Source organism: Methylobacter marinus A45 (assembly GCF_000383855.1).
Classification (GTDB): Bacteria; Pseudomonadota; Gammaproteobacteria; order Methylococcales; family Methylomonadaceae; genus Methylobacter; species Methylobacter marinus.
Genome location: NZ_KB912877.1, coordinates 2916696 through 2934377, shown reverse-complemented (window position 1 = coordinate 2934377; position 17682 = coordinate 2916696). Strand labels below are relative to the sequence as shown.

The 17682-nt window shown below is 48.0% G+C and carries 25 protein-coding genes and 1 pseudogene; 23 read left to right on the top strand and 3 right to left on the bottom strand.

The genetic code is table 11. The features are described from left to right. Window positions 1-14 precede the first annotated feature (14 nt). From METMA_RS24635 to METMA_RS0113840, 5 genes are all read left to right on the top strand, one after another. Window positions 15-992, top strand: a complete 978-nt coding sequence (locus tag METMA_RS24635; protein ID WP_020159691.1) for a DMT family transporter — start codon at window positions 15-17, stop codon at window positions 990-992. A gap of 197 nt (window positions 993-1189) precedes the next feature. Continuing rightward, on the top strand, window positions 1190-1537 hold the full coding sequence (locus METMA_RS0113855; protein WP_020159690.1) for a hypothetical protein: 348 nt from the start codon (window positions 1190-1192) through the stop codon (window positions 1535-1537). A gap of 88 nt (window positions 1538-1625) precedes the next feature. Continuing rightward, the gene (locus tag METMA_RS0113850; RefSeq protein WP_156830502.1) at window positions 1626-2315 is read left to right on the top strand and encodes a DUF5677 domain-containing protein; all 690 of its coding nucleotides are present in this window, start codon (window positions 1626-1628) and stop codon (window positions 2313-2315) included. A 259-nt stretch (window positions 2316-2574) separates the two neighbouring features. Then, window positions 2575-3165, top strand: coding sequence for a pesticin C-terminus-like muramidase (locus tag METMA_RS0113845; protein WP_020159688.1), 591 nt, complete (start codon window positions 2575-2577; stop codon window positions 3163-3165). Window positions 3166-3187: 22 nt separating this feature from the next. Continuing rightward, window positions 3188-3970, top strand: coding sequence for a hypothetical protein (locus tag METMA_RS0113840; protein WP_020159687.1), 783 nt, complete (start codon window positions 3188-3190; stop codon window positions 3968-3970). A gap of 180 nt (window positions 3971-4150) precedes the next feature. On the opposite strand, the pseudogene METMA_RS0113830 reads toward METMA_RS0113840, so the two are convergent. Continuing rightward, window positions 4151-5058, bottom strand: a pseudogene (locus METMA_RS0113830) (tyrosine-type recombinase/integrase). 211 nt (window positions 5059-5269) lie between these two features. On the opposite strand from METMA_RS0113830, the gene METMA_RS0113825 reads away from it, so the two are divergent. The 6 genes from METMA_RS0113825 (at window position 5270) to METMA_RS0113795 (ending at window position 8342) form a co-directional block, all read left to right on the top strand. Further along, entirely contained in the window at window positions 5270-5974 is a 705-nt protein-coding gene (locus tag METMA_RS0113825) for a hypothetical protein (RefSeq protein ID WP_020159685.1), read from the top strand. An 88-nt stretch (window positions 5975-6062) separates the two neighbouring features. Next, complete coding sequence (locus METMA_RS0113820) at window positions 6063-6428, top strand: hypothetical protein (RefSeq protein WP_020159684.1); 366 nt, start codon at window positions 6063-6065, stop codon at window positions 6426-6428. Between the two features lie 73 nt (window positions 6429-6501). Next, window positions 6502-6876 (top strand): transposase, encoded by a 375-nt coding sequence (locus METMA_RS0113815; protein WP_020159683.1) that lies wholly within the window; start codon window positions 6502-6504, stop codon window positions 6874-6876. Window positions 6877-7072: 196 nt separating this feature from the next. Next, a complete protein-coding gene (locus METMA_RS0113805; protein WP_020159681.1) occupies window positions 7073-7705 on the top strand; it encodes an IS3 family transposase in 633 nt (210 codons plus the stop codon). Then, window positions 7656-7985 (top strand): transposase domain-containing protein, encoded by a 330-nt coding sequence (locus tag METMA_RS28315; RefSeq protein ID WP_084254132.1) that lies wholly within the window; start codon window positions 7656-7658, stop codon window positions 7983-7985. Before METMA_RS0113805 ends, METMA_RS28315 begins: the two co-directional genes overlap by 50 nt. A gap of 6 nt (window positions 7986-7991) precedes the next feature. Then, entirely contained in the window at window positions 7992-8342 is a 351-nt protein-coding gene (locus METMA_RS0113795; RefSeq protein WP_020159679.1) for a hypothetical protein, read from the top strand. A 267-nt stretch (window positions 8343-8609) separates the two neighbouring features. On the opposite strand, the gene METMA_RS27025 is transcribed toward METMA_RS0113795, so the two are convergent. Further along, window positions 8610-8777, bottom strand: coding sequence for a hypothetical protein (locus METMA_RS27025; RefSeq protein ID WP_156830501.1), 168 nt, complete (start codon window positions 8775-8777; stop codon window positions 8610-8612). A 51-nt stretch (window positions 8778-8828) separates the two neighbouring features. Here METMA_RS27025 and METMA_RS24630 point away from each other — a divergent pair, with 51 nt between their 5' ends. The 7 genes from METMA_RS24630 (at window position 8829) to METMA_RS28220 (ending at window position 12763) form a co-directional block, all read left to right on the top strand. After that, a complete protein-coding gene (locus tag METMA_RS24630) occupies window positions 8829-9224 on the top strand; it encodes a contact-dependent growth inhibition system immunity protein (RefSeq protein WP_020159678.1) in 396 nt (131 codons plus the stop codon). A 130-nt stretch (window positions 9225-9354) separates the two neighbouring features. After that, on the top strand, window positions 9355-9621 hold the full coding sequence (locus tag METMA_RS24625) for a hypothetical protein (protein WP_051114355.1): 267 nt from the start codon (window positions 9355-9357) through the stop codon (window positions 9619-9621). A gap of 73 nt (window positions 9622-9694) precedes the next feature. Continuing rightward, window positions 9695-10234: a GNAT family N-acetyltransferase gene (locus METMA_RS0113785; protein ID WP_020159677.1), complete on the top strand. Its 540-nt coding sequence runs from the start codon at window positions 9695-9697 to the stop codon at window positions 10232-10234. A 61-nt stretch (window positions 10235-10295) separates the two neighbouring features. Continuing rightward, entirely contained in the window at window positions 10296-10739 is a 444-nt protein-coding gene (locus tag METMA_RS24620) for an Imm50 family immunity protein (RefSeq protein ID WP_051114354.1), read from the top strand. A 65-nt stretch (window positions 10740-10804) separates the two neighbouring features. Further along, complete coding sequence (locus METMA_RS0113775; RefSeq protein ID WP_027147328.1) at window positions 10805-11203, top strand: hypothetical protein; 399 nt, start codon at window positions 10805-10807, stop codon at window positions 11201-11203. A gap of 587 nt (window positions 11204-11790) precedes the next feature. Next, window positions 11791-12276, top strand: a complete 486-nt coding sequence (locus METMA_RS0113765) for a VOC family protein (protein ID WP_020159673.1) — start codon at window positions 11791-11793, stop codon at window positions 12274-12276. A 100-nt stretch (window positions 12277-12376) separates the two neighbouring features. Then, the gene (locus tag METMA_RS28220; protein ID WP_020159672.1) at window positions 12377-12763 is read left to right on the top strand and encodes an MAPEG family protein; all 387 of its coding nucleotides are present in this window, start codon (window positions 12377-12379) and stop codon (window positions 12761-12763) included. A 99-nt stretch (window positions 12764-12862) separates the two neighbouring features. On the opposite strand, the gene ltrA is transcribed toward METMA_RS28220, so the two are convergent. Further along, a complete protein-coding gene (gene ltrA, locus METMA_RS0113755) occupies window positions 12863-14176 on the bottom strand; it encodes a group II intron reverse transcriptase/maturase (RefSeq protein WP_020159671.1) in 1314 nt (437 codons plus the stop codon). Between the two features lie 766 nt (window positions 14177-14942). Between ltrA and METMA_RS24615 the strand changes: the two genes are divergently transcribed. The 5 genes from METMA_RS24615 (at window position 14943) to METMA_RS0113735 (ending at window position 17674) form a co-directional block, all read left to right on the top strand. Next, window positions 14943-15284, top strand: coding sequence for a YciI family protein (locus METMA_RS24615; RefSeq protein ID WP_020159670.1), 342 nt, complete (start codon window positions 14943-14945; stop codon window positions 15282-15284). A 69-nt stretch (window positions 15285-15353) separates the two neighbouring features. Continuing rightward, a complete protein-coding gene (locus METMA_RS0113745; protein WP_020159669.1) occupies window positions 15354-15626 on the top strand; it encodes a hypothetical protein in 273 nt (90 codons plus the stop codon). Window positions 15627-15864: 238 nt separating this feature from the next. Beyond that, window positions 15865-16140 (top strand): putative quinol monooxygenase, encoded by a 276-nt coding sequence (locus METMA_RS26510; protein ID WP_084254130.1) that lies wholly within the window; start codon window positions 15865-15867, stop codon window positions 16138-16140. 82 nt (window positions 16141-16222) lie between these two features. Further along, a complete protein-coding gene (locus METMA_RS0113740; protein ID WP_020159668.1) occupies window positions 16223-17002 on the top strand; it encodes a PhzF family phenazine biosynthesis protein in 780 nt (259 codons plus the stop codon). 114 nt (window positions 17003-17116) lie between these two features. Beyond that, window positions 17117-17674 carry a membrane protein gene (locus METMA_RS0113735; RefSeq protein ID WP_027147327.1) on the top strand — a complete coding sequence of 186 codons (558 nt, stop codon included), beginning with the start codon at window positions 17117-17119 and terminating at the stop codon, window positions 17672-17674. Window positions 17675-17682: the final 8 nt, after the last annotated feature.

Sequence of the window (17682 nt, the reverse complement as noted above, 5' to 3'; positions counted from 1 at the left end):
CGGAAAAACCAACGATGACATGTAAAAACTCCCTAGCGCACTCCAAAGATTCTTCGTTTGTCCTCGTCAACTATCTTCTCCTTCTCGGCGTGGGGCTGATCTGGGGTTCTCAATTCCTCCTCAACAAGATCGCACTGGAAGGGTTTTCTGCCTCTTCGATTGCGGCGGGACGTGTCACCATCGGAACCGCGACACTGGCTATCATTCTCGCCGTTGGGTTTGAAAAATCAGGGCAAGCCAAGCCACAACGCCCTTTCTGGCACTTCTTTCCCGATTTCATCCTGATCGGCCTGTTAGAAGCGACCATCCCCTTCCTGCTCGTTGCCTGGGCTCAGGAGCGACTAGCTAGCAGCATTACCGCCATTTTGATCGGCACCGTCCCCCTATTCGCCACTTTGCTGGAGGCACTCTTTATCAAAGGCAGCGATATCTCGGCGAAAAAAGTCGTCGGGGTGACCCTTGGTTTCTTCGGAATTGTTGTTCTTGTTGGTCATGAGCTTTTTGCTGCCAGATCGGCAGAAGCAGTTGCCGACAGTTCCTCCATCCTCCTACCTGCCTTGGCCGTATTGGCCTCTGCCTTTTCTTTTGCGGCCGCCATGCTGCTGATTCGAATGCGCCTGTCTCGCTTGGGGCCGACCCACGCCGCCCAGGGAATCCTTTTGGGAGCCGCCATCACCACTGTGCCACTGGCGCTCTGGCTGGCTAACCCGTGGGCGATGACGGCCTTTCATCCTTCTCTGCATGCGTTGATGGCTTTGGGGTTGCTCGGTATTTTCTGCGGCGGGCTGGTCTATACCCTTTTCGTGGTTCTGATCAACCGGGCTGGGCCGAGTTTCGCATCAATGAGCAATTACTTGGTGCCGCTTGTCGGCGCCTTCATCGGCATCGCTTTCAGCGGGGAGAAGCTGACTTTGGCCTTGATCTGTTCACTGACGCTGATCCTGTTTTCCCTCTGGCTATCGAGCGGCAAGCGGAAGGCGGAAGCTGATTAACGGGATCGAGCCTTGGGAGCACAAACTTAGGGTAATAATTTGAATCTTCTGGTGGTCGCTGCTCAGCCTAACAAGTCAGTCAAAGGGACGCGCCGCCCGTTGGCGTTTTTAAAATTCAGTTTTTTATCAAAGTTTAGTGACTTCGTTTGGCTTTCGTTAGCGGCGCGCCCCTTACTGTAACGTTAAGTGTCAAAAAGATGAGAAACCAACTTCCATTAATACTATTAGCTACTCCGCTATCAGTGCACGCTGAAGTGTCGGATAAAATGGCAAGCATTCCACAACTTTGGGTGCAAGGTATTGTAATCGCGATTATTTTATTTGCGTTGGTAAGGTGGTCGGTCTGGTTAAGCATATTTGCGATCGTAGTAATTACTTTCTTTGGTATTGCCACATATGAAACGTTAGCTGATCCATATGTAGGCCCCGCCATCATGAAAGAACAAGGCGTCCCATATGCTGTATCAGCTTACAGCTCTGTCGTAGCTATGCTTATTGGTTTTGTGGGAGGCTTCATGTTAAATCGCAGGAAGCTAAAAAAATGACACTTAACAATCACATCAAATTCGCCCCCTCCGGTCGCCGGACGCTCCTAACGTCGCGCCGTTTATGTGGGCGTTAGGTGAAAAAAGCATGGATGAATATCGCCAAGAAATAGCGAAAGCGCTTCAGTACGCAGAACATCTCAAGTTCGATAAAACCCACCCTTGGCATCGAAACTTGGTAGCGCTGTATGGCGCGCTTATCGAGTACTCAGATTCACTGGTTCATCTGGCTGCCAACGAGAAAACAGTAGCGATCCCAGTTATTTTCCGCTCTCTCTTAGAGGCTTATGTGGATTTCAAGAACTTGGCAGAAGATCGGGGTTATGGAAATCATATGGAAGCAAGCTACTCCAAAGAATGGCTGCGAGTGCTCAAACACGCGGAAGGTGGAGACAATCCATACCTTGCTGCTATTGGTGGTGATGCCGAACTGACGGCGCAAGTGCAGCATCACGAGGAAAGGCTTGCTCAGCTCTCGCAAGATGGGTACCCACCGCTGTCCCACTTTTCGAAGTTCGAAAAGGCGGGAATGGTTGAGGAGTATCGCTCCATCTATAACTTCGTCTGCTCCCACTCCCATAACAATATTCGGTCGCTAGTGGATCGCTTTATCATCATCAACGAGCAGGAAGATGATTTCGAAATGGCACTGTTCAGAGAGCAAACGGAAGGGGAATTTGATCATTACCTCTCAACCGGAAAGCACTGCCTCCGAAATGGAAGCCACAATATTCACGCAGTACTTGAAACAGGGCACGAGAGTGAGTTTCCGGCCTAACTACAAGAAATACTTAACAAGTGCATCCACGGCGACCCAAAAACCGCAGCGCGGTTTTCGGTCGCGTGATGCTTGGCGTTATGCTTCAATCGCTCTAAACTCTAGTAGTCAGTCAATTTAATTATGGCGGGTAAATTGTAGGTGCGAATTCATTCGCACTATTCGCACGCTATGAATACTCTGCAAATTTTACTCGTCAGAATAAGACTGACTAAGTACTAGCACATTAATTAGGAAACTTAAAAATAGGAGCTAAACCATGCTTACAGCCACAGAAAAACAAATCCTTCGCACCAAACTCGAAAAATATGAAGGCAAAGTTAACTACATGTATTTAGATTCTAAAGGCTATGTCACTGTAGGTGTGGGCCATTTAATTAATAGCGTGGCGGATGCGCAAAAGCTGGCTTTTATAACGCCGAAGAGTTTGCCCGCCAGTGCGACAGATATAAAAGCAGATTATGACACTGTAAAAAAGCAACCAGCTAATCGGCTGGCTTCTTTTTATAAAAAGCACGCTAAATTGACATTACCCAATGCCGAAGTTGATAAACTGACCAATAAACACATCGATTCATTTGAAAAAGAACTACGGCTTATTTACAGCGGTTTTGATGCCTTTCCCTCCGAGGTGAAATTAGCTTTGTTCGATTTGATATTTAACTTGGGTATGCCCAACTTAAAAAACAAATGGCCCATGTTTAATGCCGCAATTAAAGCAAAGGACTGGCAAAAAGCGGCATATAACTCAAGCCGCACTGCGCCCATATCCGCCGAGCGCAACAAATATGTCAAAGACCTGCTGGAGAAAGCCGCCAAGACTGCGCAATCCAGGAACCCAAAAATTTAAAGTCCTAAGCGAGGATAAGGGAATGGCAAGGTATACCACTATAAATTACGGTCTTTTAGCTCTACTCGCTTACCTGAGTTTGACGGCCAGCTTATTCGGCTGCGCTGGTACGCCCTGGCAACAACACTCTGCATCGACAGATAAAACCATGCCGATAGAGTGGACGCAAGAATTAAGCATAGTAAGCCTACTAGCTGAGGAGCCGACAGTAAACTCACAAGAGGATTTATCCGAACTCTTGGCACAACCCTGGTATGCCAGTATTGACGTTAAAACCAATAAGGCAGATGAAAGCAAGACACTGACTAACTGCAACGACTTTTTCGCGATTAAAGAACCCGACCTGCGCGCGCAACAAGAACAGGAGAATGATTCCCTGTTGGAGTTTAAAGTAATGTGCGAGGCCACACGCTTATTAAGCCAAGCCACAGCTGCCCGACATTCAAACATCCCCACAAACCCGCTGGATGCGCAGTTGCCAACAAAGCTACCTAAGTCGCTTGCCTTAATAACTTCCCAAAGTGAGGGGTATCGCATTCAGCGCAATCACGACCTTACTCATTGGGGGAACGTCAACGCAATAAGAAAAGTGCAACAAAAATCGGCCTATCAAAGCGTGTACTATTCAGATGCCGGAGTACAAACCTTAGCGGTTTTAGGGCGCGGCGATATAAATGGCGATAAATGGGACGACATTTTAGTGACCGTTAAAGACACCGTGGAAGGTGGCAGTTATTTTAACTTGCGCTTATTTGTTTTAACGGTAACGGCGCAGGACAAATGGCAAGTAGTGGCACAGTATTAGCTGAAAAGAAACCGACTTTTCTCTAAGACCTTTCGGTAGGCACATGTTGTGCTACCGGTTTGATTTGTCGGAAAGCGCTTTTCCCATAATGATCAGGAAGTAAGAAGCGCATAACACCCACTTCGAGTCCGACGGCTTACCCTTTCGCTACGAAGGTTGCGATGACCGATGAGAGCAGGATCATTTGACCGTCCTCCAGTCAATGGCAAAACCATTCATCAGAGCATTGATCGCCTGGTTGGCGTTCTGGTTCGTACCGGAGGTCAGGTGGGTATAGCGGGCGGTGGTCAGGATACTATGGTGACCGAGGATCTTCTGCACTTCCAGCAGATCGACACCGGCTTCGATCAGATGCGTGGCATAGCTGTGACGTAAACTGTGTGGCGTAATCTTTTTTTTAGACCACAGTCTTGCGCCACCTTGCGCAGCGTTGCTTGCGCGCCGCCGCGATCCAGCGGTGTCGTTGCCCGGCATGCGCCCTTGAGCCCACCTTGACGATTAGGAAACAACAACACCGGGTTACGATGGACCTGCCAGAAGCGGCGTAACAGGGACAACGTTACCTCCGGCAACGGCACCAACCGGTCTTTATTGCCTTTGGCATCGCGGATGTGCACGCGCTGGCGTTCGGCGTCGATATCGCCCACCTCCAAGCGCAAACCTTCGCCCAGACGCAGCCCAAGGCTGTAGACGGTGAAATAGAAAAACCGGTAACTGAGGGTTTGGGTTGCCAGGAACAAACGCTGGGCTTCCTCTACCGTGACGATATCCGGCAAGCGTTGGGCCCGTGGCGGTTTGATCAGACCGATATTGACCCAGGGCTTATGCAGCACATGGGCGTAGAAGAATTTAAGACCGTAGAGGTCCAGCTTGGCGGAACTCCAGAAATGCGATTCCAGCAAATCGGATAAATAGTCGGTCAATTGCGGTTCGGACAGCTCAGTAATTTGATAATCGAAATACTGGCCGATACGCCGAATGGCACGGGCGTAGGCCTCGATCGTCTTGGGCTGGAGCCCTTTGAGCTTAAGGTGTTTAAGATGGCTTTGATAATTGTGCTTGAAATTGGCTTCAGATGATGCTGTCATTATGGCGTAACCTCATGATTCGTCGTGGAATGCTCCCTCGCAGTGAGGGCTTGAGGTTACATTTTATAAACAATCGGACGACGAGGTTCTTCTCCGCGTTAGCGGCTTCGTCCAACAAGCGCGTTAACTCGGACAAACAAAAGCGGCGCCGCTTCGCTCTGCCGCTTTCGCCTGCCGGTTACGCGCGGCGTTATGTAATGAGTCCTGCTAGATGAATGAGCAACAAATACACCACAAAATGGTTGTGGGTAGTTTTATAAAAAACAAATTGCAGGAATATGAATATTTTTTGCTCAAAATTATTAAAATATGCAGTCTGGTAAATCAAAATTTCTTGGCTGGAATTAGTCCGGTGAACACAAGTGATGAAGATATCAACTTCACCTTCAATGCCTTCGTCAACACATTTCAGTCACTCAAGGACTCTTTAGAAACTGCGACTAGTCAAAAAATTGCATGGTCATACTTTTCAGATGTCAGACATTCAGAGTTCTTTAAAGAATGTCGAAATGCAATTACTCATGATGGAATGCAGATCATTAATGCTTATACAGATGGTAAATATTATATTGCGAATGATATAGAAAGGATTGACAATAAAGGGAAGTGCACTTGTCTTGACGCTCCTAAACAAGATGTTCTTACGTTGTGCCTAGAGTTTTCCGTAGACCTTATGTCTAAGGTCGAAAAAATTGCCGATGACTTTGGGCAAAGCATTCCAACCCAGAGCAATGTAGACAAAATAACGTACATTGAACGCTATATGAACAATGCTTTTGTTCCCGAGTTTGCTCGTACCTTATTCCAACAGAATCGTAACATCATCGAGCAGCAGTTAGCAGCACATGTTTTTGACCCAGTCGCAGACATCAAAAAACAAACAGTAAGCGTGAGGAACTTATGCCAATCTACATAACTAACGGGTCAACTTGACCGGCAAAAGCTTCGCGCCTATCGTCGCTACGCTTTTACCGTCAAGTTACTCTTATCGTTAGAGCTTAAAAATGGATGTCGCAGAACTCGTAAATGTATTTATACAACGCGTTGTTGTTAAGGAGAAACAGGCACGCTATACAGGCTTCGTTGGAAGCAGCAAGAATAGAAAGAAATTCTTGGAGGCTTTAGACCACAAGCTTAGTTCTGAAATTGATTTATCAAAAACCACAAAATCTCTCGATGGAAAAGAATGGCGTACCGCAGCGGTTCTTTATTCGAGCAATGGAACCTTTGGTATGACATTTAATAGTCTCAAAGAAGCTTATGAGCAAGCTTCGTCGTATGGAGGTTGGCTAATTCTTGGCCTATCCGGGCATGTTGCCATTTTTCGTCCAGAAGGAAAAAATGATGATGAACTTTACTTTAAGCTCTAACCCTGGCGTGATATGGCTACACTAAACCGGACACACAATTTAAAATAAAGCGAACAGAGAACGTGTGCCCCAAATGAATCAAGAAAAACAAAAAATCTATAGTGCGGAATTCAGAGCGTCAACCGTTAAACTGGCGAACGAGTCGGACCAGTCGATTGCTCAGACCGCCAAGGATCTCGGCATCAATGTCAATACGTTGCATACCTGGATCAGCAAATATAGCCGGCCCAAAACCAGCGACAAAGCGGTACGCACTGACGAGCACCTTTACGATGAATTAAAGCGGCTGAAGAAAGAGGTCGCTCGACTCACTGAGGAGCGTGATTTATTAAAAAAGGCGGCGGCGTACTTTGCCAGGGAACAACGGTCGACTGCATGGATGCAGGAGGTAGAGCAACGCAGGAGCAGTTGCCGAGAAGTACGCCTGGATCAAGCAACATACGAATGACTTTTCAGTGGATGCGATGTGCCGGTTCATGAAGGTGTCCCGTAGTGCTTATTATGCCTGGTTACAGCGCGGGCAAACAGAGGCCGAGAAAGACGATGCCGCTTTGACGAGCCTCATCCGCACCGAGTTTGACAAAAGCCGGGCGACCTATGGTACCCGGCGACTCAAGTAGATATTGCTCGGCCATCAGCGGACGATGAGCCGGCGGCGCATAGGCCGTTTGATGCGGGAAGCCAATCTGGCCTGTAAATCCAAACGCGAATTCAAGGCGACTACGGATTCCCGGCATGATCTACCCATTGCACCGAACCATCTGGACCGTCAATTTACCGTGAATCAACCTAATCAGGCTTATGTCGGCGACATCACCTACGTTCATACTCAGGAAGGCTGGCTGTATCTGGCGGTGGTGATTGATCTGTTTTCCCGACAAGTGGTCGGTTGGTCGATGGCCGAGCACATGCGGACCAAGCTGGTGAATGATGCGCTCTTGATGGCTATTTGGCAGCGCAAGCCCGACAAAGGCTTGTTATGGCATACCGATCGCGGCAGTCAATATGCCTCGGAAAGCCATCGGGCGCTATTAGCCCGGCATGGCGTAAGGCAAAGCATGAGCCGTAAGGGCAACTGCTGGGATAATGCGGTTTCGGAAAGCTTCTTCCATACCTTGAAAACCGAGCTGGTGCACCATCAGACCTATCAAACCCGGGCTGAGGCTAGGCAGGCGATATTTGAGTATATTGAAGTCTTTTACAACCGCGAGCGACTCCATTCGGCCAATGGCTATAGGTCGCCCGTGGATTACGAATTGCGGCATAAAGCGGTTTAATCGTGTGTCCGGAAAAGTGTTGACACATCATAACCCGGTGGAGAACAGCATCCGGCCTATCGCCCTGGGTAAGAAGAATTGGTTGTTCGCTGGCTCCGAGCGTGCCGGCCGCCGTGCGGCCGCCATTCAGACCTTGCTCGGCACCGCCCGGCTCAATGGCCTCGATCCGGCTGCCTGGCTGAAAGAGACGCTGGCAAAGCTGCCGGTCTGGCCGAACAGTCGCATTGACGAATTATTGCCCCTGGCACCGGAGTTCATTGAAACGCTAAAGCAGCAATAATGCCAGGTGGTGGGACTGGATGCTTACATTCAACCAGGGTTTTCGACCGCTGATGCTGAGTATCCTGAGATTCATCAGGAAGATGGCGATGTGACACTCAAATTCAAAGACTGGCAAGAGAATCAAATTGAGGTTTTCTTTGCTGACGCTGTTGCTTTTAAATGGCAAATGGCTGAGTCATTCCTGAGCGGTGAGCGAGATGATTCTTCTTATGAAATAAAAGGGTCAGACTGGCTGCAGTTACATGTAAAACAAGGTGAGATTGCAGAGTCTGAAGAATATAAGCATTACAAGTTCAATTTTAATGGGATTGGTCAGTTTGAGATACTCGCACTTAGCTATACGGTCAAAATATAACACGGCGCTCCACCCGGCCAAAAAACCGCTGCGCGGTTTTTTGGCCGGGTGGGCTAGGCGTTTAATGGTGAGAAATGTCCGAAAGCTTCTGGTTTAAAGACCATACGCGTTTACCCTGTCCCAAATGCGGAGAAGAAGTTAATGCTGGGGCAACGCTTTCATCTATAAGTCTAATGCTAAAATCTCAGCTCGTTTGTCCAACATGCCATATTCCATTGCGCAAAACGGGATGCTCTTACGGCTCACCCATACCCGCCTCTGTTAGTGTTATTGTTGCCAAATATTTTGATCTTGGCGATCTTTGGAGTTGGATTTTACCAATGACGGGTTTTGTGGTTTCCTTCTATCTTGTGGGTAAGGAAATTGAATCAACACGGTTGGTTTCTCGGGAGAAAAGGTAATGAGTGTAATGATTTCAGCTAACCAATCGCTCAAAGGGGCGCTCCACTTCGCTACGCGCCCCTTAGCTTTGCGTTAGAGCGCGAAATGGATTTCGATCGCAAGAAAACAATTGAGCAGCTAGAAAATGCTGTTTGGCCACACGATTCATTCAGTTCTCATGTGGTTCAGGAGTCCCAGCGTCTTCGGAAAGTCCCAGTTGACCAGCTTGGGAACGAAGATCTCCGGCTCCTGATTGGACAGCAGATTGGGCTCGATTTTGTGGTGCCTCTGGCTCTCGAGAGGCTAAGCGCCAATCCGTTGGTCTCAGGAGATATTTACCTTGGCGATCTCCTAGAGGTTGTGTCCAGGCTGCCAGAAGAGTTCTGGGTAACACACCCCGACCTCAATAATCAGGCAGTTGAGTTGGCCGTAACCGTTGCTCAAGCGCTTGAAAGCCTCTCGAGCAGTATGTCGCAGCTACCTCGGCGCAAGTACCTGTGAGAGCCTGCGCTCTAACCATACGCTGCAGGCGCGACGGCCCTAAAGGGCCGCGGCCTGAGCTCAAACGTTATAAGACGAAATGAACTGTGCAGTGAGGGATATTCATTCACTTCCACTTCATGATGCAATCATGCAAGAGATTCGGGTTTGTTGGAATCAAAAGCAAGTTACGTTAACGTTAGATGTATTCTTAAATCCGAAATTGAAGGCCGAACCATGTGAGCTTGTTTTTTACGGCGTTACAAATATCGAAATTCCTCATTATGCTCCATGGGGGAAGTCAACCTGTATTAACGCAGTTCGGTTTGAAGAAAATCGTTTTCAAATTGAAATGCAAACAGGCGATATATTAAGTATTGAGGCGTCTAGTTATGAATTTCAAGAACTTCCCTTATAACACACCGCTCAAAGGGACGCTCCGCTTCGCTGCGCGCCCTTTAGCTCTGCGTTAGAAAATAGGAACCAACATCGTGCAGACCCGTACTCCCATTCGATTTAGCTCAGTTACGATAAATGGTGAACGGGTACGACTAATACCAATCTCTGATCAATATGCGGACATAATTTTTAAAGAGTTTACTGATGAAATAACGCAGCTTATGGTTCCATCGACACCCACACATATTAATCAGATTTACGAGTTTATTCGAACAAGTAATAAAAATATGGAAGATAACACTGATTTAACTTTTGCAATTCTTGATAATAACTCAGATGAATTCTTGGGCGTTTGTGGGCTTCATGGAAAGCCTTCCCCAGACGAACCAATCCTGGGTATATGGCTAAAAAAACATGCTCACGGTAATCGTTTCGGTCAAGAGGCAATAAAGCTTCTGGCTGATTGGGCCAGAAAAAATCTGATTTTCAATTTTATGGTATATCCTTGCGACAGAGATAATATACCCAGCAGGAAAATTGCAGAAAAATTAAACGGCAGAATATTTAGAACTGGCGAAGTAACAAGTATGTCTGGTCGAATCCTTAATGAAGTTGCATATAAAATCGTTTAGATCGTTTTAACAATACGCTCGCGCCCCACAGTTTGTCGTTATGCATATCGAATCCACGCGAATGAATAAGTATTTGAAAATTGCTGGTTCAGAAGAAATATTGGGCATTTTTGAGGATTGGCCGTCGTTCCATGATGCAGAAATTATTTCAGTTGTCCTTGATAGAAATGCATGCAAAGGGCAAAATGGGCCAACGGTAACAGTAAAGCTTCATTGTTTTCAAATTACCAACGAGGTTGTCGGTAATCAATACAAAACTATAAAGCACAATATTGTTACTTTCGCATTCTACGATGTGGTCGAGTTCTATTTGGGCTACGGGTTTGGACAACAGAACTCGTTAAGCGGACTTACGATTTCGGATATTCGCGGTGATCAATTAGAAAACATTAACTACAAGGTTAGCTTCGATGCGCATACGACATGTGACCTACGTTTTAACTGTTCAAAAATAGAAATATTGTCGATTGAAGGCGGCATACCAGTTGGCAGTGTATATGCATAACACAGCGCTCAAGGCAACGATTCACTTCGCTACACGCTCCTTAGCTTGGCGTTATGCCCTTTAATATGAAGACAGAGACACTATTAGAAAATGAATTCCAATATGACGGGCGCGGCCCAGAATTGCAGCGCGCTGTATGGTTCCGTAATGGCGTAATTCTCAAAGGATTCGAATATTACAACCCAGAAGATGTTTATGATGAAGAAAACATTAAACATCTAGAATTAGTCGGTATTGAAGCGTACTCAATGGCCAGCGAAGAAGTTCATGGGAATATTCTAGCCACCGGGGACTCAAAAGCCGCAGTAATAAAAGTCGTAAACTCACCTTGGTTTAAACAATTTAACCCCTCTCACCTAGAAGGTTGTGAGCATTACCAAATCATGTTTTACGATGAAATTTACGATGTTATCTGTAAAGAGATTAAGGCTGGTAAGGGCAGGTTAACAGATGGCGGGGTATAACAAGTCGCTTCATTTGACGCTCATTCCGTTGCGTTTTATTCGCGCAAATGAGCTCGGTCGTTAAATGAAGGAAGCAATTATCAAGATCCTCTGGAGGTTGTACTTTGTAATCATAGCGTTAAGCTTTGTTGCGCTGCTCTCATTTTATTCGTATTTCGACCTAGAGGAGCCAAATGCGAGTGATGTTCTTGATATCCTCTTTATGTCGATAACTCTTGCTGGTTTATTTGGGTTTATCTATAGGCACAAAATATTCACTAAAGCACTATGGAAGCTATGGCTGCCATTCATTGTTCTGTGGGATATATATTTATCGGTTCATGGTTATATTGAAGAACCAATAGAAGTGAATACAGAGAATATTATTTGGGCCGGATTCGCATATGTTATTTTGTTTATACCAGGCTACATTGGATTGTATCTGTATGGATTTCGATCCTGTGAATTATGGGAAAAATCATCTAACACTGCGCTCAAGCAGGACCGCGCTGACCGCGCGGCCCCTTAGCTGAGCGTTAAACCACAATGCGAAGCACAGTGTAGCCATGCCGGAATGACACAAATTTCGATCTTAGTGGAGAAGTGACATGACAACACCAGCAAAGAACACGGTTTGCCTTTGGTACGATGGTAGCGCCGAAGACGCGGCACGGTTTTACGCCGCTACTTTTCCTGACTCGTTTGTCGGCGCAGTGCACCGCGCACCGGGGGACTTTCCGTCCGGGAAGACAGGGGATGTGTTGACGGTCTGGTTCACTATAATGGGCATTCCGTGCCTCGGGCTCAACGGTGGACCTGCATTTAAGCACAACGAAGCGTTCTCGTTTCAGGTCGCAACCGCTGACCAGGCCGAAACGGATCGCTACTGGAGCGCGATCGTCGGCAACGGCGGCCAAGAGAGTGCGTGCGGCTGGTGCAAGGACAAATGGGGATTGTCCTGGCAGATAACACCTCTGGCCCTGACGGAAGCGATCACTGATCCAGATCCCGCTGCCGCCAAGCGTGCGTTCGATGCGATGATGACGATGCGAAAGATTGACATCGCCGCGATCGAAGCGGCGCGCCGCGGCTGAGATGCGGGCAGTCTAACATTGCGCTCAAGCGAGACGGTCGTTATCGCGCCCGCCCCTTAGCTTCACGTTTGGCTACCCAAATAAACAGGAATTTTAACGTATGAATTTTGTTCACGTAGTAGCAGTTTTGGCGGTGTTACAGTTTTTTCTATTTGGTATCCTCGTAGGCCGAGCACGAGCTAAACACGATGTTAGGCCCCCTTCAACATCAGGGAACGAGCAGTTTGAACGCGCTTTTCGTGTGCAAATGAACACGATGGAGCAATTGGTGGGTTTTCTTCCCGCTCTGTTCATCGCTAGCCATTATTGGCCAAATTCGGTAGTCGCTGCCGTTGGGGCAGTTTATTTAATCGGGCGCTTTTTGTATCGACATTTGTATATTACTGACCCGGCTAAAAGGCAACCTGGATTTGTTTTAACAGTCGTCCCAACTTTCATTCTATTAATTGCTAGTTTGGTAGGGTCGCTAGGGCTATATATAGCCTAACAAGCGCATGTTACGGAAAAATTTCCGCTGATCGGGTCAGAGGGAGCCGCAGCTCCCGTCTGCCCACAGAACCGTGCGTACGGGTCCGTACACGGCTCCTCACGTAAGACGAATCCATTGAGAAACCTCAAACCAATGCGCTAATTGGCGGTCGGATCGTATTTCCTGTCCCATCAGGTTGATAAACCAACTGTTCGGGTAGGCTCTCGTCACCGCTCGGGTTGCCGAAAGGGCCCACCGTTTCTTGTTGGAAAAGACCGTCTGGGCGGCTTGCTTTCGCGGTACGCCCCGTTTGACCAGGTTTCGATACAGATGCTGTTTCCGCTTCTGCTGACTCACCAGCCTCGCTCGTAATCGTCGCCGGATATGGGCTTCGATTTTCCTCAGTTGAGACGGGTATTGGGTCAAACTGTAGTAGTTGGCCCAGCCCACGTACCACTGATTAAGGTCGGCCAGGGTATGATTCAGCGTCTGATGGGTGCCACGCGGCGTGAGTTCCTTGACTTTACTCATGGCCGTTTGCAGGGCTTTATGCGCAAGCGCTATCGTCCCATCGACCACGGTAAAGCCCAAGAACTTTACCGCATCGGATTTAGCCACTTGGCTTTTCTCCCGATTCACCTTCAGTTTCAGCTTGTTTTCGATGAATTGGCTGACTTTGTCCATCACCCGTTCGGCCGCTTTCTGCGAGCTAACGAAGATGTTACAGTCATCGGCAAACCGGCAAAATGCCAGTCCGCGTTTTTCCAATTCCTGGTCCAGTTCGTCCAGAACGATATTGCTCAGCAAGGGACTTAACGGGCCACCTTGCATCGCGCCTTCCTTGTTCGGGTTGACGACGCCGTTGATCATCACGCCGCTGCGCAGCATCATGCCCACCAGGCGCAAGATGCGTTTGTCAGCGATCCGCAGTCCCATCCGGGAAATCAAGCGGTCATGGTGGATTCGATCGAAGAACTTCGATAAGTCGATATCCACCACGTAGGGCTTGCCACTGTTGACGATTGCCTGAGCCGCTTGCACCGCTTGGTGTTGACTACAGCCCGGTCTGAAACCGTAACTGTGCGGCGAAAAATGCGGATCAAAGATCGGTTCCAGCAACATTTTCAAGGTCGTCTGTACCACACGATCCCGTACCGTCGGTATGCCGAGCAGCCGAACTCCCTTGCCGCCCGGCTTGGGAATTTCGACCCGGCGAACCGGCGAGGGTTGGTAAGTCCAATCCTGCAACTCCTGTTGCAGGCGGCTTAGCTCTTCGTCTAAACGGGCTTCAAAGTCGGCTATCGTGACCCCATCAATGCCGGGTTTGCCTTTGTTCTTCTTCACCTGTTCAAATCCCGCACTCAAATACAACGTTGAGCACAGGTGGTCAAAGAGTCTTGGTTCCTCAATCAATCGGTCATGTTCGTTCATTTCACTTTTTTTTTCTCTCTTGCAATGGCCTTTCTTCAATCTCGCGCAATCGATTCGTTCACTGTTTACGACGCGAATAGTCGATTGCTCCTGCCAGGCTGATCTCAGACCCTCAGTTTATAATCAACGGCCATGGCCCGCTTACGTGTTCCACCCTTCACCTCCAACTTCCTGTCACTGGTTCGATGTTTTTCCCTCAGCTATGTCACCATAACCTCATCGGCATCGAACTTTACGATTACTACGGCTTCATCTGCAGACCCTCGGTTCATCACGTCAACATTACTGCTGCGCTTAGGGCTTAAGGTGTCGCAGTTACACCGACCCGAAGCCGACGGCCCTTCACTGGGTAAGATAGTCAACTTTATCTCGGTCCACCTACCTTCAATACACCAGCAAGTTACGGTGAGAATATCGGACTTCGGTGGGCGCGGGCACCTCATCCTCTTGCTGCCGCCTTACGAAGGTTCACTCTCGTTTAGGTGACCGATTCGGCTAGAGCTTCTTTCAGATTCCGCATTGGCTCCCGATAACCGTGCTTCCCTGTTGGGTAGCTACCGGGCATTTCTTTGGACACCCTTGCTTTCGCCTACTTCTTCCCTTCTCACAGGGCAAAGGCTGGACTTTCACCAGCTAGCTGACTACCATGCCAGTCACACCACAAAAAGCTACGCGACGCTTCGCTTTTTGTATCCGGTTATGCTTTACGTTATGCAACAAAAGCGGATCATTGGCCGCGATCCTTCGATCACTAGAGGAGCTATGAATGAAATTCTTGTGCCTTGCCTATGGAAGCGAAGACGGATGGAACAGTTTGACTGAGGATGAGAAACGAGAAGTCCTTGCCCAAGATGCTGTGATTCGGGACAGAGGTAATCTCATGGCAGCGGTTCAAACCAAAGTAACCTCAGTAAAAAACTGGGGCGGAAATCTGGAAGTCTCGGAAGAACCATATGTCAACCTCGATCTTCCGTTAGCCGGTTTCTCCGTAATTGAAGCTGACAGCATGGACGAGGTTGTCAAGCTTGTTGCTAACACACCCTGCGCACGAGCAAGTGGAGTGATAGAGATTCGGCCTTTCTGGGATTTTGGTGATGATGTCGCATAACCTTGCAGTCAAGCGGGACTGCGCAAAAGCGCGCAGCCCCTTACTTTTACGTTATGAGTTGGTGAAGACATGAACGAGTTTTGGTTAATAGATGGTAAAACGTCTGACAGAGAATGGCTTTACAACCTCTACCAAAACGCGATGAAACCATGCATTGAAGACACTTGGGGTTGGAATGAGGAATTTCAAAGCAATGGCTTCAATAGCAACTTGAAGCCTACTGACTGGAAAATCATTAACGATGATATTGAAAGAATTGGCGGATTTGTTTTAAAGGAAGGCATCGACCATCTTTGGCTGGAAATGATTATTATCAAACCAGAATACCAACAAAAGGCATAGGGCGGAGAGTTCTGACATATATACAGAACATCGCAAAACAAAAGTCTTTACCATTGAGGCTTAGTGTTATCAAAGCCAATCCGGTCAAACCATTCTATTTAAAATTGGGTTTTTGCCAATATGATGAAGATGACTCATTTTATAAAATGCAGTGGCACTCATAACACTGCGCTCAAAGGGACGGTCGCTATAGCGCCCGCCCCTTAGCTCGGCGTTATGTGTCCAGGAGATTAGTTACGTGGCAATAATTGTAGCAGGCAAACTGACTATAAAGTCGGGTTCGCGTGACGAATTCATAGAAAAGTCTTGTGAGGCAACCTTACAGGCGAGAGAAAATGAAGCTTGCGATGATTTCTCGGTATCACCAGACCCTATTGATCTAAATAGAGTAAATATTTACGAGAAATGGAAATCCCGTTCTGCGCTGGATGCATTCCGAGGCTCTGGTCCGGAAAGTGATATTTTTTCACTCGTAGTATGTTTCGATGTAAACGAATATGAAATCAACACATAACAAGGCAATTTCACTCGGACGCTCCGCTGCGCTGCGCGCCGGTGAATTGCGGCGTTAGGTTTCTCATCACACGTTATCAGACATGAAAATCAAACAATACCAAGTAGATGCTTTTGCAACCCGAGCATTCGAGGGAAATCCGGCGGCAGTGTGCCCGTTGGAGAACTGGCTGGATGATGACTTGCTTCAAGCCATCGCAGAAGAAAACAACTTGTCAGAGACCGCATTCTTCGTACCCAGCGCAAAGGGGTTTAATCTGAGATGGTTTACTCCAGTCAAGGAGGTTGATCTTTGTGGCCATGCCACATTGGCAACGGCTCACGTAATCTTTGAATCTCTTGGCTTCACAGAATCAGTCATTACATTTGAAACGCGTAGCGGTGATCTATTCGTGAAAAAGCGTGGAAGTCTCTTGCAAATGGATTTCCCTGCATACAAGTTAACCGCCTGCGAGATTTCCGAAACCTTGGTTCAAGGTCTTGGCGTGCGCCCTATAGAGGTATTAGCTGACGACGACTACTTGGCCGTGTTCGATAGCGAAGCAACCGTTCGCGCCATCACGCCAAACCACGCCCTGCTCAGCCAGCTCGATTTGCGCGGCGTTATCGTTACTGCGCCAGGCACTGATGTGGATTTTGTCAGTCGTTTCTTTGCCCCTAAGATCGGCATTCCTGAAGATCCCGTCACCGGTGCCGCCCATTGCAAACTTGCGCCGTACTGGGCTGGAAAACTTGGCAAAAATACTCTGTCCGCCAGACAGGTTTCTAAGCGTGGCGGCAACCTCGCATGCGAGGTAAAATCCGACAGAGTGGTACTGTCCGGAAGTGCCGTAACGTTCATGGAGGCCGAAATTGCCTTCTAAACCTAACGATGCGCTCAAGCGCCTGTATAAACCGTCGGCCAAGAAGGTTGATATCGTCGAAGTGCCACGATTGACGGTGATTCGCGGCGTTATGCGTCATAGGAAACTCATAGGTTGAAACGTATAATACTCATAGTCATGCTCAGCATCCCGGTTGCTGCCTGGGCATTCTTCAAGCCTGTTCGAATTGTTGCACCTGAACTGGCCGGTCTTTCCTGTCTTGATGATACTTTGTGCATAGACGACCTGTCTCGCACCCGGGAAGCAGCCAAACTGTACGATGAAGCTCTACAGTTTGTCGACGCATCGGTTGGCGCCATCGAAAATAAGCCACGCGTCATTTTCTGCAGTTCTGATGCCTGTTCCGAGTCCTTCAATCTGGGAAATCGCGCGGGCATGACGATCGGCACGTTCGGCATCGTCATCAACTCCCGCGGATGGAAACCATTTTATGTGCGTCATGAAATGATCCATCATCTTCAAAATGAGCAGCTTGGGATGTTCGCGGCATGGACCAAGCCCAAGTGGTTCTTCGAAGGAATGGCATATTCTCTTAGTGAAGACCCGCGATCAAAGCTATCCGAACCATTTGAGCAATACCGCTCACAATTTGAGCGTTGGTATACCAGCGTTGGCAAAGAACGAATCTGGTCAGAGGCGCGCCACCTATGAACGCGCAT